Origin of the sequence: Rhodanobacter sp. Soil772 (assembly GCF_001428385.1) — a bacterium.
GTDB lineage: Bacteria > Pseudomonadota > Gammaproteobacteria > Xanthomonadales > Rhodanobacteraceae > Rhodanobacter.
In genome coordinates, this window is sequence record NZ_LMSK01000002.1 from 563,016 (window position 1) to 584,318 (window position 21,303).

Consider the following 21,303-nt stretch of genomic DNA (forward strand, 5'->3'; position numbering starts at 1 on the left):
ACCCGCCATCGGGCGGGTTTTGCTGGCGCATGTGCTTTCGCTGCGACGTCAGGCAGCTGCGACGCTGTAGCCCTTGAGCCGCTGTGCGAATTCCTGCAGCGAACGGATGCCGCTCTCTTCGGCTTCGTGGATCCACTGCTGCAGACCCTTCAGCGCCTGCTCGGCACCGCGCTGCTCCATCAGGGCGGCGAGGCGGTTGCGGAAATCGCACACGGTCTTCAGGGTCGGGCGCTTGGCCAGCACCGCCTGCATGCGCTCGCGGCCTTCGCTGTCCAGCCAGCGGCCACCGTCGGCCATGGCCAGACGGATGCGCCGCGGCATCGACTTGAGACTCTCGCCGGCATGCTGCGCCTCGTCGCCGAGGGTCGGCACGATCACGCCGCGGTAGTAGTCGGTCATCGCCTGGAAGCGGTGGGTGAGCACGGCTTTCAGCGTCTCGGCATCGGGCAGGCGCACGTTCGGGCGCACGTCCAGCGACGGCGCCACGCGCAGCACCTTGGCCAAACCGACGGCGCGCAGACCGCAGATCGCCGCCCAGCCGATGTCGAATTCCCACTTGCGCAGCGCGAACTTGGCCGAGCTGGGGAACGCGTGATGATTGTTGTGCAGCTCCTCACCGCCGATCCAGAAGCCCCACGGGATCAGGTTGCGCGCGGTATCGGCGCTCTCGAAGTTGCGGTAGCCGGCCCAGTGGCCGATGCCGTTGACGAAACCGGCGGCCCAGAACGGGATCCACACCATCTGCACCGCCCACAACGCGGCACCGATCACGCCGAACAGCGCGATGCTGATGAACAGCATCAGGGTCGGGCCCCAATACGGGTGCGCGCCATAAACCTTGTGCTCGACCCAGTCGTCCGGCGTGCCGCGGCCGTACTGTTCCATGTCCTGCTTCGACTCGCAGGCGTCGCGGTACAGCGAGACGCCGTCCCAGAACACCTTCTTGATGCCGTAGATCATCGGGCTGTGCGGATCTTCCTCGGTCTCGACCTTGGCGTGGTGCTTGCGATGCACCGCCACCCACTCGCGGGTGACCATGCCGGTGGTCAGCCAGCCCCAGAAGCGGAAGAAGTGCGCCAGCACCGGGTGGAAATCCACGCCGCGATGGGTCTGGCTGCGATGCAGGTACAGCGTCACCGTGAAGATGGTGAGCTGAGTCACGACCAGCATGTAGATCGCGATCTGGCCCCAGCTTGCGCCGGTGAGACCATCGTTCAGAAAATTGAGCACTGCATCGAGCATGGAAAGCACCGGGTAAGGGACAAGTCAGTGTAAATCAGGGGTTTCCGTACCCGCCAGCATGGTGTGACCACGAATAATAGCAGTCCGTCAAGAGCAGGAGGTCAAGCCGACGTTATCCGCGGACGTGACATCAACCAGTTGTTTAACCATGGGGGCACCGTGACAATCACGCAATGACCTCGCCCCCCCCCGCATCACCCAAGACCGTCCTGCAGTTGGACCGCGTCAGCCGCCGCCGTGCCAGTCGCGCCGCGGTACAGGATCTGAGCCTGAGCCTGCAAAGCGGCCAGGTGATGGGCCTGCTGGGCGTGAACGGCGCCGGCAAGTCGACCACCTTGTCGATGATCGCCGGCGCGCTGCGCCCCGACAGCGGCGGCATCGAGCTGAACGGCGAGGATTTCCTGGAACACCCGGAACTGGCCCGCACGCAGATCGGCTGGCTGCCGGAACGCGCGCCGGTGTGGGCCGAGCTCAGCGTCGACGAGCATCTCGACGCGCATGGCCGCCTGCGTGGGCTGAACGGCGCGGCGTTGCGCCAGGCGCGCACTGCCATCATCGAACGGCTGGAACTGCAGCCGCTGGCCCGGCGCCTGGCCGGCGTGCTGTCGCAGGGCCAGCGCCAGCGGCTGGGCCTGGCCTGCGCGCTGCTGCATCGCCCCGCCCTGCTGGTGCTGGACGAGCCGGCCAACGCGCTCGACCCGGTACAGGTCGCCGCGCTGCGCGCGTTGATCCGCGAGCAGGCCGCCAGCGGCACCGCGGTGATCCTGTCCACTCACCTGCTCGCCGAGGTCACCGCGGTCTGCGATCGCGTGGCGATCCTGCACGAAGGCATCCTGCGTCACGACGGCGCGGTGCTCGCCGACGACCATGCCGCGCTGGAGAAAACCTTTTTCGGGATCGCGATGAACGGCAACACCGAATCGGCGCGCGCCGCATGAGCCGCGCTTTCGTGAACACCGTCGCCGTGGCGCGACTGGAATGGCGCCGGCTGCTGGTGCGTCCGCTGGCCTGGGTGCTGGCGGCGCTGACCCTGGCCTGGCTGGCATGGAATTTCACCCTGCTGCTGGGCGGTTTCCTGGCCGGGCAGATCCAGCGCGCCGCGTTGCCGGACGGGCCCGGCTTCACCGACCTGGTCGGCGTGCCCTTGCTGGGCCAGCTCGCCCAGCTGGCGTTCCTGGTGGTGCCGCTGCTGTGCATGTCGGTGATCGCCGGCGAACGCCGCAACGGCACCCTGCCGCTGCTGTTCGCCGCCGGCGTGCCGGCCTCGCGCATCGTGTTGGGCAAGTACCTGGCCGTGCTGGGCTGGCTGCTGCTGTGGTTGCTGCTGACCCTGGCGATGCCGCTGGCGCTGACGCATGCCACCCATGTCGATTGGGGCAAGCTGGCCGCCGCCACGTTGGGCCTGGCACTGATGCTGGCCGCGCTGGCCGCGATCGGCGTGGCCTGTTCGAGCTTCGCCTCGCACCCGGCGCTCGCCGCCGCCGCCGCGCTGGTGATCGCGCTGGCACTGTGGAGCGTGAACCTGGGCGCGCAGATGGCCGGCATCAACGGCGGCGCGATCAACTGGCTGGCGATGAGCACGCACCTGCAACCGCTGCTGCGCGGACTGGTATCGACCGCCGACATCGTGTGGTTCGCGTTGCTGATCGTGCTGGCGCTGGCCTTGGCCACGCGCCGACTGGCGGCCGACAAGGAGCGCAACTGATGAGCGCGCTGTTCAGACGTCTGGACGGCTGGTTGTTCGCGCTGCTGCTGGTACTGGCGGCGGCGGCGATCGGCTACCTCAGCACGCGCTACGCGCACCAGGCCGACTGGACCGCGAACGGCCGCACCAGCCTGTCGGCGGAAAGCCGCGCGGTGCTGGCCAGGTTCGACGGCCCGGTGGAAATCGTCAGCTACGCGAACCCGCAGGGCGACCTGCGCCAGACCGTGGCCGGTTTCCTGCAGCGCTACCAGGCGGTGAAGAGCGACCTCACGCTGCGCTTCGTCGATCCGCAACTGGACCCGGCGAAGATGCGCGAGCTGGGCATCACCGTCGACGGCGCGCTGATCCTGCACTACAAGGATCGCGAGCAACGCCTGGACGAGTTGTCCGAACGCAGCCTCACCAATGCGCTGGAACGCCTGCTGCGCGGCAGCGACCGCATCGTGGCCTTCGTCACCGGCGACGGCGAGCGCCGCGCCGACGGCCAGGCCAACGCCGATCTCGGCACCTTCATGACGCAGCTGGAAGCGCGCGGCATGCGCGCGGTGCCGCTGAACTTCGCGCAAGTGACGGCGGTGCCCGAGCACACCGACCTGGTGGTGCTGGCCAGCCCCAGCCTGGCGCTGCCGCCGGGCGCGGTGCAGGCGCTGGTCGGTTACGTGCGCAACGGCGGCAACCTGCTGTGGCTGAGCGAACCGGCGAACGACGACCTCGGCCTCAAGCCGCTGGCCGACGCGCTCGGCGTGCGCGTGTTGCCCGGCGTGCTGGTCGACGGCTCCGGCAGCGCGCTTGGCCTGCACGATCCGCGCCTGATCGCGCTGGGCGACTACCCGTCGCAGGCGATCACCCGCGGCTTCACTCTGACCACGCTGTTTCCGCAGGTGTCCGCGTTGGCCAAGGTGGCGCAAGGCGACTGGGCAGTCGCGCCGTTCCTGCGCTCCGGCGCGCAGAGCTGGACCGAGTTCCAGCCGATCGACAACAACAAGCCCACGGACATCCGCTTCGACGCCGACGCCGGCGAGTTGAAGGGGCCGCTGGACTTCGGCTTCGCGCTGAGCCGGCTGTCGCCCAGCCCGGACAAGAGCGAGCAGCGCGCGGTGGTGATCGGCGACGGCGACTTCCTGTCCAATACCTTCCTCGGCAACGGCGGCAACCGCGCGCTGGGCGAGCGCGTGTTCGACTGGCTGCTCGGCGACGACAAGCTGGTCGAGCTGCCGCCGCGCGGTGCGCCGGATCGGCTGCTGGACATTTCGCAAACCGAGTTGAACGCGCTGAGCTTCGGCTTCCTGGTCGCACTGCCGGTGCTGCTGCTGCTGATCGGCGGCCTGATCGCATGGCGCCGGCGGCGCCGCTGAGCGATGAAACGCCGTACCCGCCAACGCCTGCTCCTGCTGCTCGCCGTATTGGCCTTGTCTCTACTGGCCGGTTGGCAATGGCAGCGTGACGCGCGCCACGAGACCGGCAACCTCACCGCGCTCGACCCGGCCGGCATCAGCCGCATCGCGCTGACCTTGCCCGGCGCGCCGACCCTGCACTACGAAAAACGCGACGGCCACTGGTGGCGTACCGACGGCACGCCGGTGCGCGCCATCGACGCCCGGCTCAGCGACCTGGCCGATACCGCCGCGGCGCACGTGCTGAGCTGGCGCCCGGCCAGCGATTTCGAGCCGGCGAAGATCGGGCTGGCGCCGCCGCGGGCGGTGCTGGTGCTGGATGGGCAGGTGCTGGAATTCGGCGAAAGTTCGGTTACCGGGCCGCAGCATTACGTGCGCGTGGGCCAGCGCATCGCGCTGGTATCGTCGCGCTACGTGCCACGCTCGCCGGCGACGGCGACCACCGAGCTGCACTGAGCCGCGGGACAACAACTTGCCTGAACTGCCCGAAGTCGAAACCACCCGCCGCGGCATCGCGCCATATCTGGTCGGCCGCCGCGTCACCGGGGTGATCCTGCGCCGGCTCGACCTGCGCTGGCCGATCCCGCCGGAGATCAGCGAGCTGCTGCCCGGCCAGCGCATCGACGCGGTGGAGCGTCGCGCGAAGTACCTGCTGCTGCGCACCGGAATCGGCAGCGCACTGCTGCACCTGGGCATGTCCGGCGTGCTGCGCGTGTTGCCGCCGGACGCGCCGGTGGGCAAGCACGATCATGTCGACATCGCGCTGGAACGCACGCCGGCGCAGGTGCCACGCATCCTGCGCTTCACCGACCCGCGCCGCTTCGGCTGCCTGCTGTGGCAACCGCTGGGCGAGACGCACGAGCTGCTGGCGAAGCTGGGTCCGGAACCACTGACCGATGCGTTCGACGGCGACCTGCTGTGGCATCTCTCGCGCGGCCGCAGTGCGGCGGTGAAACTATTTCTGATGGACAACGCGATCGTCGTCGGCGTGGGCAACATCTACGCCAGCGAAGCACTGTTCTACGCCGGCATCGACCCGCGCCGCGCCGCCGGCGCGGTCTCGCGCGCACGTTACGCACGACTCGCCGCCGAAGTGAAACGCATCCTGGCGTGGGCGATCGAACGCGGCGGCACCACCCTGCGCGACTTCCTCAATCCGGATGGCGCACCCGGCTACTTCTTCCGCGAACTGATGGTCTACGGCCGCGCGGGCGAACCCTGCCGCGTCTGCGGCACGCCGATCCGGCAGGTCGTGCTGGGGCAACGCTCGACGTTCTGGTGTCCACACTGCCAACACTGAGGTGAGGAGCAAACCCTGTGCGATGCTCTATGGGTGACCTCGAAAAACCTTCTACGCAACGTCATTCCAGCGAAAGCTGGAATCCAGTGCCTTTACGTTTCAAAGGCCTTGGAGTCACTGGATCCCAGCTTTCGCTGGGATGACGAGCTTGAAGCAGTGTTATTCGGGTGCCCGATGGGGTCCATCCACCAAAAAATGATCACGCACAAGGCGCGTTCCTGCAAAACCCACCATTCACTCCGGCCAGCGGAACCCCACGTGGGTGTTGTTGAACTCGGGGTCATCGAGGCTGCCGCCCGGTTGCGCCACCAGGCCGTCGGGCAGGCCGTCGACTTCGAGCGGCTGGCCGGCGCTGAAGTGCGCGCCCAGCGACAACAGTTCGACCAGCCGCTCGCACAGCACGCCGGCGCGGTCGACATCGCGATCGGGCACGTTGCGCAGGCTGATATCCGGACGGCCGAACTTGCGCATGCCGCGGGTGTGGATCCACGAGCGGTCGGCGGCCTCCTCGCCGCTGCGCAGGATCAGCACGTGATGGCGCGGCGGCGCACCGTCCTTGACCAGGTAGTGGCGACGCCAGTGTGTAGCGTCGAACAGGGTGAGGATCTGCGGATCGAGAATCGAGGTGCCGCCCACGTCGAGCATGCCGGCCAGCACGCCGAGCGTGTCGCGCAGGTAGTCGAGGCTGGCGCCGTCCTTGAGCACACCGCGCACCACCAGCACTTCCGGCGCGATACGCGCCTGCTCGTACGCTTCCGGCGTGTCTTCCCTGACGAGGCCGCCCAGCGCGCCATTCAGCGGGTAACCTTCCCACTGGCGCAGCACCGCGTTCTGGAAGCGCTGGATCTCGACGCCCGCAGGCAGGCCCGGGCTGCCGTAGCGCGGCGACGGAATCAACAGCTCCGGCTCGAACTTGCCGAACACGTAGAACTGCAGCACGGCCTCTTCTTCGCCAGGCTGCCAGTACGGTCGCGGCCAGCTGACGGGTGTGGTGGCTTCGCTCATGCAGGTTCCTTGGTGGGTCGGTTCATTCGCGCTCGCCCAGCGGCAGCACGGTCTGCTGCAGCTCGATGCGACCGTTGCCCGCGCTGATCTTCTTGAACTCGGCGCGGCTCACCGAGACATAGCGTTCGTTGCCACCGATCTCAACCTGCGGGCCGTCGGTGACGGCGCGGCCGTGTTCATCCACGCGCACCACCATGGTGGCCTTGCGCCCGGTGTGGCAGATCGTCTTGATCTCCTCCAGGTTGTCGGCCCAGGCCAGCAGGTAGCGGCTGCCCTCGAACAGTTCGCCGCGGAAATCGGTGCGCAGGCCGAACGCCAGCACCGGGATGCCAAGCTTGTCGACCACGTCGCTGAGTTGCCACACCTGCGCCTTGGTCAGGAACTGCGCCTCGTCGACGAACACGCAGTGCAGCGGGCCGTGCGATGCGATGTCGGCCTCGACCAGCGCCAGCAGGTTCTCCTCGCCGCGGAAGCGCCGCGCATGCGCCTTCAGGCCGATCCGCGAGGCCACCACGCCATCGCCGAAGCGGTTGTCCAGCGCCGGCGTGAGGATCAGCGTGCGCATGCCGCGCTCGTGGTAGTTGTACGCGCTCTGCAGCAGCGTGGTGGTCTTGCCGGCGTTCATCGCCGAGTAATAGAAATAGAGTTTGGCCATGGTGGCGCGTTCGGTTGAAGACCGTGCATGGTAGCGCGACAGGCGATTGATGACGGCCTGCCTGAAGATCAAGAGCACCCCACCCCAGCCCTCCCCTGCGAGCAGGGGAGGGAGCATGCGTCAGGCCTTGTCCAGCGGCGTGTTGCCGCCGGTGAACTGCGCGCGCGCCTGGGCCAGGCGGTACTTGTGTTCGGCGCGGCTGCGGCGCCAGTCGCGCAGGAAGCAGATCGCGTAGACCAGCTTGAACAGCTGCAATCGCCGCAGCACTTTCGGGGTGTCGAACAGGTCGCCGGCGAGCATCGAGATCACGCCCTGCTCCAGCTGCCAGGTGTTGCGCGGCTGGCGGAACATCTGCTGCATCACCGGGCCGTTGAAGCGGTAGATGAAGAACGAGAAACGCGCCATGCCGGCACGCTGGCGTTTCTCCAGTTGGCGCAGCAAGGCCGGCTCGCGTTGCGGTTCACGCAAGGCCTGGTCGACCATCGCGGCGGCCTGCTCCGCGCCGCTCATCGCCAGGTACACGCCGGAGGAAAACACCGGATCGAGGAAGGCGAACGCATCGCCCACCAGCACCCAGCCCGGCCCGCCCATGCGGCTTGCGTCGTAGGAGTAGTTGCCGGTGACGCGTACCTCGTTGTCGATCAGTTCGGCGTGCTGCACGCGCGTCCACAACGCCGGGCTCAGCTTCAGCGTGTCGAGCAGGAACTCCACCGTGCGGCCCTTGCGCTGCTTGAGGTAATCCGGCCGGCACACCGCGCCCACGCTCATCACGCCGTCCGGCAGCGGGATCATCCACATCCAGCCGTGCGCGAAGCTGTAGATGCTGATGTTGCCGGCGTCCTCGCCCTCGCGCCGCGCGGCACCGCGGAAGTGGCCGAAGATCGCCGCGCTCTGGTGCTGCTCGTTGCGCCGGCGCAGCTTGCGCTTCGTCGCCAGCAGCGCATCGCGGCCGCTGGCGTCGACCACGTAGCGCGCCCGGATCGCGTAGTCGCGGCCGTCGTCGGTCCGCACGTCCAGCCAACTCTCGCGCGGACCGCGCTGCTCGACGCGCAGCACTTCGTGCCCTTCGCGTGCGTCGGCGCCGCATTCGCGCGCATGCCCATACAGCATCTTGTCGAAGTCCTGCCGCCACACCTGGTACGCATGCGGTGGGCTCTGCCCGATCGCGCGGGCGAACGCGTAGGTGTTGTAGCCGCGTGCGTTGTCGGCCTCGAAATCCGCGCCGGGCTTGAACACGCCCAGCGCACGCACCTTGTCCAGCACGCCGAGCCGCTCGAACACCGGCAGATTCATCGGCAGCAGCGATTCGCCGATATGGAAGCGCGGGTGGTGCGCCTTCTCCAGCGCGATCACCTTGTAGCCGCGACGCGCCAGCAAGGCTGCCGCGGTGCTGCCGCCGGGCCCGCCGCCGATCACCGCCACGTCGCACTGCTCGACTTTCTGCTCCGCCATGCCGTTCTCCGCTGACTGCCGTGCGGCCGATTATGGCCGAAGCGGACCGGGGCGCCAGTGGTGCTCTGTTACCATCGAACACCGCCTCGTCCTGTCTCCCGATCCATGCTCAATCCGCAACAACTGGCCGCCGTCGAACACTGCGACAGCCCGCTGCTGGTGCTCGCCGGCGCCGGTTCCGGCAAGACCAGCGTGATCACCCAGAAGATCGCGTACCTGGTCCAGCGCCGCAAGCTGGCGCCATCGAAGATCGCCGCGATCACCTTCACCAACAAGGCCGCGCGCGAGATGCGCGAGCGCGTGGCGAAGCTGGTCAGCAGCGAGGATGCGGCTGCGCTCACGGTAAGCACCTTTCACGCGCTGGGGCTGAAGTTCCTGCAGATCGAACATGCCCGCGCCGGCCTGCGCCGCGGCTTTTCGGTGCTGGACGCGGACGACAGCGGCGGCATCGTCAAGGAGCTGGCGCCCAAAGGCGCGAAGAACGACGTGCTGTTCGGCATCCGCAACCTCTTGAGCCGCGCGAAGAACGGCGGCCTCTCGCCGGAGGAAACGCTGGCTGCCGCGCGCAGCCCGCGCGAGCTGGAAGCGGCGACGATCTATGACATGTACCAGCAGCGCCTTGCCGCGTTCAACGCGGTGGATTTCGACGACCTGATCCGGCTGCCGCTGCGCATCCTGGAAAGCGACGCCGAGTGCCGCGACGCGTGGCGCGAGCGCCTGCGCTACCTGCTGGTGGACGAGTACCAGGACACCAACGACGCGCAGTACCGCCTGCTCAAAGTGCTGACCGGCGAACGCGGCGGGATCACCTGCGTGGGCGACGACGACCAGTCGATCTACGCCTGGCGCGGCGCGAATCCGGAGAACATCGACCAGCTCGGCCGCGACTGGCCGAACCTGCGCGTGATCAAGCTGGAACAGAACTACCGTTGCGGCAAACGCATCCTGCGCGCGGCGAACGCGCTGATCGCGCACAACCCGCACAGCCACGAAAAGAAGTTGTGGAGCGAGCACCCGGAAGGCGCGCCGATCCGCGTACTCGAATGCAAGGAGGCCGAGCACGAGGCCGAGCGCGTCGCCGCGATCGCCACCACGCTGGCCGAGAAGCACAAGGCGCGCTGGGACGACATGGCGATCCTGTACCGCGGCAATTTCCAGGCGCGGCCGCTGGAGAAGGCGCTGCGCCTGGCGCGCGTTCCCTATCACCTCACCGGCGCGCTGTCCTTCCTCGACCGCGCCGAGGTGAAGGATGTCTTGTGCTACCTGCGCCTGCTGACCAACCCCAGCGACGACGCCGCGTTCCTGCGCGTGGTCAACGTACCGAAGCGCGAGATCGGCGCGACCACGCTGGAGAAGCTGGGCCAGATCGCGCAATCGCGGCACTCGTCGCTGCTCGATGCGACGCGCAGCGACGGCGTGCTGCGCCAGCTCACCCCGCGCCCGGCCGCCGCGCTCGCCTCGTTCGCGAACCTGCTGGACGAACTGCGTAGTGCTTCGCTGCACGAAAGCGCCGCCGACCTGGTCGAGCTGATCCTGAAACGCACCGGCTACGTCGCGCAAATCATCGCCGGCACACCCGACGCCAGCACGCGCGATCGCAAGCTGGGCAATCTGCAGGAACTGGCCGACTGGTTCCGCGCGATGCAGAAGGGCGGCAATACGGCCGGCGACCTCGCCTCGCAGCTGGCCCTGCTCAGCCACGCCGACCGCGACGAGCCCGGCAACGCCGTGCGGATGATGACCCTGCACGCGGCCAAGGGCCTGGAGTTCCGTTTCGTCTTCATCGTCGGCTGCGAGGACGGCACGCTGCCGCATGAAGGCGCCATCGACGAAGGCCGCATCGATGAGGAGCGCCGGCTGATGTACGTCGGCATCACCCGCGCGAAGGAATGGCTGACGCTGTCGTGGTCGGCCAAGACCAAGCGCTACGGCGACGTCCACAGCAACCAGCCCAGCCGCTTCCTGCACGAACTGCCGCAGGCCGACCTGCACTGGCAGGGCAAGGACCCGGAAGCGGACAAGGAAGTGACCCGCGAAACCGCCGAGTCGCACATGGCGCGGATCAAGGCGATGCTGGCGGCCCAGTGAACGGTCGCGCCCGTCATTTCCAGCCGTTGACGAAGAACGTGATGACGATGGCGTTAGTGAAGTCGATCAGGAACGCACCGACGATGGGCGCCACCAGGAAAGCGCGCGGCGCCGGACCGAAGCGCTCGGTCAGCGAACTCATCACCGCCATCGCGTTGGCCGTCGTGCCCAGCATGAAGCCGACGAAGCCGCTGGCCATCACGGCGGCATCGTAGTCGCGCCCCATCAACCACCATAGCGGCCAGCAGCAGAAGGCCACGACCACGATCGACTGCACGCCCAGGTTGACCAGCAAGGGCATGGCCAGTCCGGCGAGATCCCACAGATGCAGGTTCATCAGCGCGACGACGAGAAACAGCGAGAGCGAGGCGTTGCCGATGATGTCGATGCTGCGCAGCGACAGGCCGAACCAGCCGAGGTGGTCGTCGAGGTTGCGGATCAATGCGCCCACGAGCATCGCGCCGATGTAGCTGGGCAGGGTCAGGCCGAGCGCGCCCAGCCCGCCGCTGATCCAGGCACCGATGCCCATGGCCAGCAGGATCAGCACGAAGCTCCTGAGCCCCGCATAAGTCTGCTCTTCGGCGCTGATGGCGTTTGCCGCGGCAGCGACGGGCGCCGGTGGCGGCATTGCCGGCGTGCTCCCGACCACGTCCAGTGATTGTGGCGTGCGCAGCTTGAGCCGCTCGATCAGCATCGTCGCCAGCGGTGCGCCGATCACCGAGCCGCAAACGATGCCGGCCATCGCGTTGGCCAGCGCCACGCTCGGTGCGCCTTGCACGCCGGCCTGGGTGAACAGCGGCGCGAAGGCCAGGCCGGTGGCGGGGCCACCGGCGAGCGTGACCGAGCCGGCGATCACGCCGAACAACGGCGGCAGTCCGAACGCCGTGGCCAGTCCGATGCCCACCAGGTTCTGCACCACGGCGAGACCGGTGGCGAGGCCGAGGAACAGCACGATCTGGCGACCGCTGACCTTGAGCAGGGACGTGCTTGCGTTGAAGCCGATGGCGGTGAAGAACGCGATCATCAGCGGCTGTTGAAACGCCGTATCGAAGTGCACCGGGGTGAGGTTCCACGGGCGGCAGGCGAGCAGCGCCAGCGCCACCAGCAGGCCGCCGATCACCGGCGCCGGGATGCTGAAGCGCGCCAGCAGCGGCACCCGCGCGCGGATCGCATACCCGGCGATCAGGCACAGGCCGCCACAGGCCACGGTCTGGATCGGGTCGAGGGTCAGCATGCGGGTGCCCTCTCAACCGCCGCGGCTCGCCCAGCCGGCAAGCCCGCAGATGCGCGAGCGGCGATCGCCCTCATCCGCCCCAGAACGCCGGCAATGGCGGCAGCAGGAAGCCGCCCTGCAGACTCACGCCGTCGGGGTAGTCGTCCTGCAGCCAGAGCGGGCCGTCCAGGTCGATGAACTCCGCTTCGCGCGCGATCTCCAGCGCCGGCGTGATACCGAGCGAGGAACACACCATGCAACCGACCATGATCCTGAAACCGTCGACGCGCGCGGCCCGCAACAAGCGCCAAGCCTCGGTCAAGCCGCCGGTCTTGTCCAGCTTGATGTTGACTGCCTGATAGCGGCCGCGCAGCCGCGGCAGGTCGGCGGTGACATGGCAGGACTCGTCGGCGCAGATCGGGATGCGGCTGAAGAAACCCAGCAAGGCGTCGTCCGCGTCCGCCGGCAGCGGCTGCTCCAGCAGTTCGACGCCCGCGCACTCCAGCATCGGTTGCATGTCGCGCAGCAGTTCGATGTTCCAGCTTTCGTTGGGGTCCACGATGAGATGGGCGAGCGGCGCCGCCCGCCGCACCGCCTCGATCCGCGCCGCCGGGTCGTCCGCGTCGACCTTGATCTTGATCAGTCCGGCGCCGGCGATGCGGGACGCCGCCTCCCCCATCCGCTCCGGCGTGTCGATGCCGACGGTGATCGCGCTGACCAGTGTGGACCGTGGCGGGCGCGCCAGCTGCACCCACACGGGCACCGAGCTGAGTTGCGATTCGAGATCCCACATCGCCGCGTCCAGCGCATTGCGCGCGGCGCCCGCCGGCAGCCGCACCTGCAATTCATCGCGCCCCATGCCGGCGACGAGTTCGGCGCGCAACGCCTCCATCGCGTCGATCACCGACGCCACCGATTCGCCGTAGCGCGCGTAGGGAACGGATTCGCCGCGCCCGATGCGGCCCGCCTGGCGCAACTCGACCGTCACCACGTCGGCGGCGTACTTGACCCCGCGCGCGATGCGGAAAGGCGCCACCAGCGGGAAGCTGTGCTGCGTGATGCTCAGTTCGCGAAGCATGCGAGCAGGTTGTCCACGATGGTTTCGACACCCATGGTCACCGGGTCCTGGCAGGGCAGCTGGAGCAGATCGCTGATCCGCTGGCAGGCCGCCAGCGCTTCCGGTGCCGACAGGCCGGAGGTGTTCAGCGCGACGCCGACCGGCTGGACGGCCGGGTTGGTCAGGCGCGCGGCGGCGAGATTGGCTTCGAGACAGTGTTGCAGTTCGGGCAGCGGGTAACCGGGCAGGCCGCGCATGTGACGCCGGGTCGGCTCGTGGCACAACACCAGCGCGTCGGGCTGGGCGCCGTGCAGCAAGCCGAGCGACACGCCGGCGTAGGACGGATGGAACAGCGAGCCCTGGCCCTCGATCAGGTCCCAGCCGTCGTCGCTGCGGGCCGGCGAAATCCATTCGACGGCGCCGGAGATGAAATCGGCGACCACCGCATCGACCGGTACGCCCGCGCCGGCGACGAAAATGCCGGTCTGGCCGGTGGCGCGAAAATCCGCCGCGCAACCGCGCTGGCGCATGGCGCGTTCCAGCGCGAGCGTGGTGTACATCTTGCCGACCGAGCAGTCCGTGCCCACCGTCAGCAGCCGTCGGCCGGCGCGCGGGCGACCGGTGCCGACCGGTATGCCCGGTGCGGGGTCGCGGGCGTCGAACAGCACGCGGCCGTTGCGCCGCGCGGCCGCCACGATGTCCGGATTCGCGCGCAGCTTCTGGTGCAGGCCGGCGATCACGTTGAGGCCGGCGTCGAGCGCCGCGATGGCGTCGGCAACGATCTCCGGCGCCATCACGCCACCGGCGTTCGCGATGCCGATCATCATGGTATTCGCGCCGCGGGTCCTGGCCTCGGCCATGCCGATGTCGGGCAGGCCCAGCGTCAGCGTGCAGTCGGGGTGACGGTACTGGCCCACGCACCATTCCGGGCGCCAGTAGGCCACGCCCCTGGCCGTCTTGATGGCCAGATCGTCGGCCGGGTTGCCCAGGTACAGCAGGTAAGGCGGGCCCCAGCTGGAAGGCGGGGTCGCAGCGCCATGGTTTGGCATGAAAGGCTTGCTCCACGTGACGGTCACGCCGCCGACCGGATGAAAGTGCCTGCGCCGAGGCGTGGTTCGGTGAGCCTTGACCGGCAACAGACAGGGGAAATGCGGGTGAGTCGGGCGGCCGCGCCACTGCCGGATGACTCACCGGCAGCGCGCAGCATCCCGTCAGCCATGCCGACCAGGCGGCCGGGCCTCAATGGATGGTTTCGACCTTGCCCAGGCCATTGGGATTGCGTGGATCGCTGGCCGCGGTCTTGGTGTTGGTCGTCTTGTCCCAGACCACCACGTTCATGTTGCCCCACGAATTCTCGTCGTTGATCTCGTAGCCCATCGCCTTCAGCTTTTCGAGCACGTCGGCGGGAATGTCGCTGCCCTTCTCGATGTCGACGCGGTCGGGCATGAACTGATGGTGGATGCGCTTTTGCGCGGTGATCTCGCCAGCGTTCTTGCCGTCTATGAAGGCCAGGATGCCTTCGAACACCTGCGTGATGATGGTCGAGCCGCCGGGCGATCCGATCACCGCCAGGCGATCCTTGCCGATGACGAAGCTGGGCGTCATCGACGACAGCATCCGCTTGCCGCCGACCGGCGCGTTGGCCGAGCCGCCGATCAGGCCGAACGCGTTGGGCTGGCCGGACACCAGGGCGAAGTCGTCCATCTCGTTGTTCAGCAGCACGCCGGTCTTGCCGGCGACGAAACCGGAGCCCAGCGTGGTGTTGACCGTGGCGGTCATCGACACCATGTTGCCGTCCTTGTCGACGATCGAGTAGTGCGTGGTATGCATGCCCGGATCCTTCGCATGCACCGACGGCAGCCACGCCGACTTGGTCGCCCGGTCGGGCAGGATGCTCTGGCGCAGGCCGTCGGCGTAGTACGGCGAGAGCAGCATGTCCAGCGGCATCTTCACGAAGTCGGGGTCGCCCAGGTATTCGTTGTGGTCGCGGAAAGCGCGGCGCATCGCCTCGACGAGGTAATGGATGCGATGAGCTTCATCCATGCTCTTGAGATCGATCGGCGCAAGGATGTTCAACATTTCGGCGAGCGCCACGCCGCCGGAAGACGGCGGTGGCGCGGTGACGATCTTGTAGCCGGCGTAATTCAGCTCGATCGGCGCGCGCTCCTTCGCCTGATAACTCGCCAGATCGGCGAGCGTCCAGGTACCGCCGGACGCCTTCACCGCCCTGACCAGTTCCTTCGCCACCGCGCCCTTGTAGAAACCGTCGGCACCTCGTTCGGCGATGGCTTTCAGCGTGCCGGCCTGACCCGGATCGCGGAAGATATCGGTCGTCTGCGGCGCCTTGCCGCCGGGGAAGAACTTGCCGGCCGAGGCCGGATACCGGCGCAGCACGTCGGCCTCGCGCCCGATCGAACGGACCAGCGCGCCGCTGGGATGGAAGCCCTTGTCGGCCAGCCGGATCGCCGGACGCAAGGACACGGCGAGCGGCAACTTTCCGTACTTGCCGGCCATGTAGGCCAGCCCGGCCGGCATGCCGGGAATGCCGGCGGCGAGCGGGCCGTGGAGTGAGGTGTCGCGGTTGGGGCTGCCGTCGGCGTTGCGATAATCGGCTTCGCGCACGGCCTGCGGCGCCATCTCGCGCGCGTCGATGAAGGTGTCCTTGCCGGTGGCGGCATCGTGGATCAGGGCGAGGAAGCCGCCGCCCAGGCCCGACGCTTCCGGCTGCACCACCGACAGCGAGGTGGCCACGGCAATCGCCGCATCGACCGCGTTGCCGCCTTGGGCGAGGGTTTCGAAACCGGCTTCGGTGGCCAGAGCATTCGCGCTGGCGATCGCGGCGGTGCCCGTCGCCGTGGTTCGGGGTGCCGCGCCGTCCTGTGCGTACCCGAGCACGCCGAACGCGGCGATCGCCACCACCAGGACGGGTCGGTACCAACGCAAGGTCTGACGGCTCAGCGGCGCCCGACAGGCTGGCTTGGCATGGGGTCGCGGCGTGTTTCGATCGGACATTCGTTCACCCTCCACAGGATGGGTCGAGCATAGTTACGCGCAGACGGGTGCCACCAATGAAAAGACCGCTGCGTTGCATAACCGACGGTTGTAGATGTCTGCGTACCGCAACGAAAACCCCGGCATGCACCGGGGCCTTCGTCGCGTCAGCGCGAACGCGATCTACCAGTGGTACTGGACTTTCCCGTACACGAACGCGCCCTGGAAGCCGAACGGCGAACTCGACGAATACGGGAACGCGCCGTTCTGGTCGCTGTCCTGGCGGGTCTTTTCCGGATAGGTGTTGAGCACGTTGTCGCTGCCGACGGTGAAGGTCCAGCTGTTCACGCTGTAGTTCACCGCAAGGTCGATCAGCCACTTGTGCGGGTACACCTGATCGTTCAAGTAGCTGGTCGAACCGTACGAGGTGATGCGGCCATAGCGGGTCGCGGTGGCCGTGACGCCCCAGCGGCCCAGGTTGTACGTCTCGGTCAGGATCACCTTGCTGCGCGGCGCGGTGTCGGCCAGCAGGCCCTTGGTGGCGCTGCGGTTGAGGCGCAGGAAGATCGCGCCGAGCGAGTCGAGTACGGCCGGGTTCGCGCGCACGCCGGTGACCTTGTTCTCGTTGTAGGTTGCCGACAGCGTCGTCATCAGTGTGCCGCCGTTGCTGAAGTCACTGCGGTAGCTGGACACCCAGTCGATGCCCCGGCTGCGCACGTCGCCGGCGTTGGTGAAGTAGGAAATGCCGCTGTACTGCAGGTTGGTCACGCCGTTGGCGGCCAGGTAATCCTTCACGGCCGGCGTCGAGGTGGAAAGCGTGCTCGACAGCGCGATACGGTCGTTGACGTTGATCTGGTATGCATCGATGCTCAGGCTCAGCGCATCGGTCGGATTCCACACCATGCCGAACGTGTAGTTGCGCGACTTCTCCGGCTTCAGCGGTTCACTGCCGAGCAACCTGGCGATGGGGTTGTCCACCGGCACCAGCCCGCGCAGGTAGATGCCTGCCGGCAGGCCCAGCGAGTTGCCGGCGCCGAAGGACGCCGAGGTGGTTTCCGAATAATGCTGCTGCCCCAGCGTCGGTGCGCGGAAGCCGGTCGAGACGCTGCCGCGCAGGGCGAACGTGTCGGTGAAGTCGAAGCGCGCCGACAGTGCGCCGGACGTGGTGGTGCCGAAGTCCGAGTAATCCTCGTGGCGCGCCGCAAGCGAAACGCCCAGCTTGTCGGTGAGGTTGGTTTCCAGCTGCACGTACTCGGCGATGTCGGTGCGGGCCACCGACATTGCGTCCTGCGGCCCCCAGCCGGCGAAGCCCTGGGCGCCGCCGCGCACGCCGGAGGTGCCGACGTAATACGAACCCGGCTCGCCCGCCTCGACGTTGTAGGCCTGGCGCAACCATTGCGTGCCGAAGGAAACCGTCACCGGATTGGGCAGCCAGCCGACGGCCATCTCCTTGGAGATGTCGATGTCGAAGGTCTGCTGCGTCGCCGTCAAGGTGCCGTCGTGGAAGTCGGTGGGGCTGCTGCCGAAATCATTCAGCAAGGCATAGTTGGTGCTGTTGAGGGTGCTGTAGAAAACCCGGTTGCCGCCGTAGTTCGCGCTGACGTCCCAGTGCCAGCCGTTCACCGTTCCGCGCAGTCCGGCAACCAGCGAGCGGTCGATCGAGACGCCGTGTTCCTTCGGCAGGAAGCCGTCCGGATAGACCAGTCCGATCAGCGCGTTGTTCGGGCTCGGCGTGTTGGTGCCGTAGCGGAAGAACCCGCGTGGCTCGCCGACGCGGCGCCCGTAATGCCCGAACGCGTAGAACTCCACCCCGGGGGTGATGTCGTATTGCGTGTTGAGGAACAGGTTCTGGTTCTTGAACGACACCACGCCGTAGCTGAATTTCGGACCCAGTTGAGTGAAGCCGGGCCGACGGTCCACGCCGGCGCGGTTGGCCGGGCTCTGGTTGCTCTTCTCCATGGCGAAGCGCATCCAGCCCTTGTCGCCGCCAAGCGGGAAACCGAAGCTGGTCGAACCCTGCCATTGGCGGCCGTCGCCGGCCGAATACTGCCCGCCGGTGGCCTGCACGTCGCCGCCTTCGGCACCCTTCTTCAGGATGATGTTGATGACGCCGGCCAGCGCGTCCGAACCGTATTGCGCCGAGGCGCCGTCACGCAGTACCTCGACATGGTCGATGGCGGACATCGGGATCGTATTGAGGTCGATGCCCTGCGAGCCCTGGCCGATCTGGCCCAGGCTCAGCAACAGCGCGCCGGAGTGCCAGCGCTTGCCGTTCACCAGCACCAGTACCTGGTCCGGCGACAGGCCGCGCAACTGGAACGGCCGTTGGAACGCGAACGTGTCCGAGGCGGGCGCGAACGGGAAGTTCAGCGACGGAATGGCGCGGGCGAGCGCCTGGGTCAGGTCGATCGTGCCAGTCTGTTTCAGCACGTCGGAGGAGATCACGTCGATCGGCGTCAGCGACGAACTTTCCGTGCGGTTGCCGGCACGCGTACCGGTCACCACCACCGGGCCCAGGTTCTTCACCCTGGCCTGTGCCTCGGTCGATGCCTTGGCCGTTGCATCGGCCGATGCCGCGGGCGGGCTCGCATTCTGCGCCGCCGCCGTGTGGGTGAGTGCAAGCAGTATCGCAGCAGCCAGCGAGGTCGAAGTGATCCGACCGGGACGCTTGTTCATGAAATTCCCCCCAAGTGTTTTGCCGCAACAAGACCGCCGCAGGCCAAAGCGCTCGCATGGCTTTGTCGGTCGACGGATGTACCCCAGTAAATTGCCTCGACCGCGAACCGGTCCCCGCCGGCGAACGCGGCGTCACCGTCCTGCGCGGCTACCGCCGCCGGGAGAACAATCCGGCATGACCGCGAGGTGCTGCGGCATGGCCGTTCCCCCCAGGCCGGCTCCGTACGTTGTCGCGGCGCGTTTCGGTCGGACATTCGCTCACCCTTCGCAGCACGAGGTTGAGCATAGGCACAGGCATGCAACAGCGACCAATGAAAAGACCGGCACGTGGCATAACTGAAGGTTGTGGACGCCTTCGCCGCGAGCGGGCGGGCGAGGTGTCTTCAGGCCGGTGCCAGCATCTGCTGGGCAAGCTGGCGCACCAGGTCGAGGAAACGTTTCTGCACCGGGTTCAGCGGGCTGTCCAGCCGGTAGACCGCATAAAGCACGATGTCCAGTTGCAGCTTCAGCGGACGCGTCTGCACGGTTTCCCCGCTGCCCCGCGATGCCGTGAAGGGATCGACCAGGGCCAGGCCTTCGCCTTGCGCGACGAGCGAATACGCCAGCTGGTAGGTCTGTACCCAGACCGAGGTCTGCGGCGCCGGAACCACTTGCGCCAGCTGGCTTTGCAGCATGCGACCCAGCGCGTCCTGCATGGCGATGCCGATCATCGGCTGGTCGGCCAGCGCGGTGACCGGCAACGGTTGCGCCAGCTCCGCGGCCGACCACCAGCCGGGCGGGGCGATGACCATGACGTGTCCATGGCACAGCGGTTCCTGGCGCAACCCCGGGTGGCCGGCGTCCTGCAGCGTGAGGCCGATGTCTGCCTCGTGCAGCATCAGCGACTCGCACATCTGCGCCGAGTGCTGGGTGAACAGTTCCGCGGTCGTGCCCGGGAAAGCCTTGCGCAACAGGGTGGTCGCGTCAGGCACCAGCGCCTGCGCCAGGGTCGGCGTGCACGTCACCCGCAACGGGTAGCTTTCTGCACGGCCGATGTTCGCCGTGAGGCGCTGCAGGTCGTGCAGGTCCTGGATGATCTTCTCGACGCGGTGGCGCAGCAGCAGCGCTTCCTGGGTCGGCTGCAGACGCCCGCGCACGCGGCTGAACAAGGCGAAGCCGAGCTGGTGTTCGGCGTGCTGCAAGGCCTTGCTGGCGGCTGGCTGCGAAATGTTCAGGAGGTCGGCCGCACCGGTCAGGCTACCGGTGGTCAGCACGGCGTGAAACAGTTCGATATGGCGCAGACGCATGCCGGATTTCCGCCCCTTGCGCCACGACGGCGATGGTGCCCGAGTGCAACATAGGCTCTGTTGCGAAGCAAGCTCCCGCGATGGGCGCCCGGCACAACCGGCGAGCGACAGCTACAACAGGTGCTCGGCTTCCAGCTCGCTTTTCAGATACGCGTAGTAGATCGGTGCGGCGATCACGCCGGGCAGGCCGAACGCGGCTTCCATCAGCAGCATGGCCACCAGCAGCTCCCATGCGCGGGCACGAATCTGGGTGCCGACGATGCGCGCGTTGAGGAAGTACTCGAGCTTGTGGATCAGGACCAGGAACACCAGCGCGGCGATGCCCACGCCCAGCGAGACCGACAACCCCGCGATGGCGATCGCGGTGTTGGAGATCAGGTTGCCGATCACCGGCAGCAGGCCGACCACGAAGGTCACCACCACCAGCGTCTTGGCCAGCGGCACGTGGATGCCCATCAGCGGCAGCACGCCGAGCAGGAAGATCGCGGTGAACAAGGTGTTGATCAGCGAGATCTTGATCTGCGCGAACACGATGTTGTGGAACGCCTCGGCCAGGCGCTGGCAGCGCAGGCTCAGCGCCCCCGCCAGCGGGCCCATCTGGTGCGCCGGCCGGGTCCGGCTGAGCGCCACGATCGCGCCCAGCACCAGGCCGATGATGATGTGCACGAACACCCGCACCGCGCCCTTGCCGGCCAGTTGCAAGGTGGCCGCATGCTTGCGCGCCAGCTCGATCGCGCCCACGCGCAGGTCGTCGACGCTGTCGGGCAGGTTGTTCACCAGGATCGGCGGCAGCTGCTGGCGTGCCTTCTCCACCAGCGGCATCAGTTGCTGCTGCCACAGTAGTTGGGGATTGCCGATCTCGCTGTGGAACAGGCTGATCGCGCCCAGGATCAGCAGGATCAGCAAGCCCACCACGACCGCGCCCAGCACGGCCACCACCACCACCCGCGCGCGGTCGCCGGAAATGCGCCGGCCCAGCAGCGGCACCATCGCCTGCACCAGCTCGAACACCAGCAGGCCAGCCAGCAGCGCCGGCAGCAGATGGATCTCGACGATCAGCAGCAAGGCCGCGGCCGTCAGCAGGTAACTCGCGTAACGGATGGTCGGCGAAGGCTCGCGCAGGGCGGGCAAGGGAGAATCCATGCGGGATGAAGCCGTGGGTGCGGGGTCGCCAGTCTGTCAGCAGCCCGCGCTGGCTGCCAGCCCTGCCACGGCGCTGTCGTAAACTCCGTTCATTGT

General features: G+C 67.7%; 17 protein-coding genes. 6 read left to right on the top strand and 11 right to left on the bottom strand.

Annotated features, from left to right (window positions below; all coding sequences use genetic code 11):
* Positions 1-48 precede the first annotated feature (48 nt).
* The gene (locus tag ASG75_RS09195; RefSeq protein WP_056388167.1) at positions 49-1,242 is read right to left on the bottom strand and encodes a fatty acid desaturase; all 1,194 of its coding nucleotides are present in this window, start codon (positions 1,240-1,242) and stop codon (positions 49-51) included.
* 173 nt (positions 1,243-1,415) lie between these two features.
* Here ASG75_RS09195 and ASG75_RS09200 point away from each other — a divergent pair, with 173 nt between their 5' ends.
* Genes ASG75_RS09200 through mutM form a run of 5 tightly spaced genes read left to right on the top strand, consistent with a single transcriptional unit; the run spans position 1,416 to position 5,641 of the window.
* Positions 1,416-2,180 carry an ABC transporter ATP-binding protein gene (locus tag ASG75_RS09200; RefSeq protein ID WP_056388169.1) on the top strand — a complete coding sequence of 255 codons (765 nt, stop codon included), beginning with the start codon at positions 1,416-1,418 and terminating at the stop codon, positions 2,178-2,180.
* Positions 2,177-2,947 carry an ABC transporter permease gene (locus ASG75_RS09205; protein WP_056388171.1) on the top strand — a complete coding sequence of 257 codons (771 nt, stop codon included), beginning with the start codon at positions 2,177-2,179 and terminating at the stop codon, positions 2,945-2,947. Before ASG75_RS09200 ends, ASG75_RS09205 begins: the two co-directional genes overlap by 4 nt.
* Positions 2,947-4,302 (top strand): GldG family protein, encoded by a 1,356-nt coding sequence (locus ASG75_RS09210; RefSeq protein WP_056388172.1) that lies wholly within the window; start codon positions 2,947-2,949, stop codon positions 4,300-4,302. The genes ASG75_RS09205 and ASG75_RS09210 overlap by 1 nt, the downstream gene beginning before the upstream one ends.
* A 3-nt stretch (positions 4,303-4,305) precedes the next feature.
* A complete protein-coding gene (locus ASG75_RS09215; RefSeq protein WP_056388173.1) occupies positions 4,306-4,797 on the top strand; it encodes a hypothetical protein in 492 nt (163 codons plus the stop codon).
* Between the two features lie 16 nt (positions 4,798-4,813).
* The gene (gene mutM, locus ASG75_RS09220; RefSeq protein ID WP_056388175.1) at positions 4,814-5,641 is read left to right on the top strand and encodes a bifunctional DNA-formamidopyrimidine glycosylase/DNA-(apurinic or apyrimidinic site) lyase; all 828 of its coding nucleotides are present in this window, start codon (positions 4,814-4,816) and stop codon (positions 5,639-5,641) included.
* A gap of 234 nt (positions 5,642-5,875) precedes the next feature.
* Here the strand turns inward: mutM and ASG75_RS09225 are convergent, their stop codons facing one another.
* From ASG75_RS09225 to ASG75_RS09235, 3 genes are all read right to left on the bottom strand, one after another.
* Positions 5,876-6,646, bottom strand: coding sequence for a hypothetical protein (locus tag ASG75_RS09225; RefSeq protein ID WP_056388177.1), 771 nt, complete (start codon positions 6,644-6,646; stop codon positions 5,876-5,878).
* A gap of 22 nt (positions 6,647-6,668) precedes the next feature.
* Positions 6,669-7,301 carry a thymidine kinase gene (locus ASG75_RS09230; RefSeq protein WP_056389235.1) on the bottom strand — a complete coding sequence of 211 codons (633 nt, stop codon included), beginning with the start codon at positions 7,299-7,301 and terminating at the stop codon, positions 6,669-6,671.
* A 120-nt stretch (positions 7,302-7,421) separates the two neighbouring features.
* Positions 7,422-8,753 carry an NAD(P)/FAD-dependent oxidoreductase gene (locus ASG75_RS09235; protein WP_056388179.1) on the bottom strand — a complete coding sequence of 444 codons (1,332 nt, stop codon included), beginning with the start codon at positions 8,751-8,753 and terminating at the stop codon, positions 7,422-7,424.
* A 105-nt stretch (positions 8,754-8,858) separates the two neighbouring features.
* Between ASG75_RS09235 and ASG75_RS09240 the strand changes: the two genes are divergently transcribed.
* Positions 8,859-10,841: a UvrD-helicase domain-containing protein gene (locus tag ASG75_RS09240; protein ID WP_056388181.1), complete on the top strand. Its 1,983-nt coding sequence runs from the start codon at positions 8,859-8,861 to the stop codon at positions 10,839-10,841.
* Positions 10,842-10,854: 13 nt separating this feature from the next.
* On the opposite strand, the gene gltS is transcribed toward ASG75_RS09240, so the two are convergent.
* From gltS to ASG75_RS09275, 7 genes are all read right to left on the bottom strand, one after another.
* Complete coding sequence (gltS, locus tag ASG75_RS09245) at positions 10,855-12,075, bottom strand: sodium/glutamate symporter (RefSeq protein ID WP_056388182.1); 1,221 nt, start codon at positions 12,073-12,075, stop codon at positions 10,855-10,857.
* Positions 12,076-12,145: 70 nt separating this feature from the next.
* Positions 12,146-13,132, bottom strand: coding sequence for an N-acetyl-D-Glu racemase DgcA (dgcA, locus tag ASG75_RS09250; protein WP_056388185.1), 987 nt, complete (start codon positions 13,130-13,132; stop codon positions 12,146-12,148).
* Positions 13,117-14,160, bottom strand: a complete 1,044-nt coding sequence (gene dgcN / locus ASG75_RS09255; RefSeq protein ID WP_056389238.1) for an N-acetyltransferase DgcN — start codon at positions 14,158-14,160, stop codon at positions 13,117-13,119. Before dgcN ends, dgcA begins: the two co-directional genes overlap by 16 nt.
* A gap of 190 nt (positions 14,161-14,350) precedes the next feature.
* The gene (gene ggt, locus ASG75_RS09260) at positions 14,351-16,123 is read right to left on the bottom strand and encodes a gamma-glutamyltransferase (protein ID WP_056388187.1); all 1,773 of its coding nucleotides are present in this window, start codon (positions 16,121-16,123) and stop codon (positions 14,351-14,353) included.
* Positions 16,124-16,285: 162 nt separating this feature from the next.
* On the bottom strand, positions 16,286-18,778 hold the full coding sequence (locus ASG75_RS09265) for a TonB-dependent receptor (RefSeq protein ID WP_056388189.1): 2,493 nt from the start codon (positions 18,776-18,778) through the stop codon (positions 16,286-16,288).
* A 383-nt stretch (positions 18,779-19,161) separates the two neighbouring features.
* Positions 19,162-20,064, bottom strand: coding sequence for a LysR substrate-binding domain-containing protein (locus ASG75_RS09270; protein WP_056388191.1), 903 nt, complete (start codon positions 20,062-20,064; stop codon positions 19,162-19,164).
* Positions 20,065-20,175: 111 nt separating this feature from the next.
* Positions 20,176-21,207, bottom strand: coding sequence for an AI-2E family transporter (locus ASG75_RS09275; protein ID WP_056388192.1), 1,032 nt, complete (start codon positions 21,205-21,207; stop codon positions 20,176-20,178).
* Positions 21,208-21,303 lie beyond the last annotated feature (96 nt).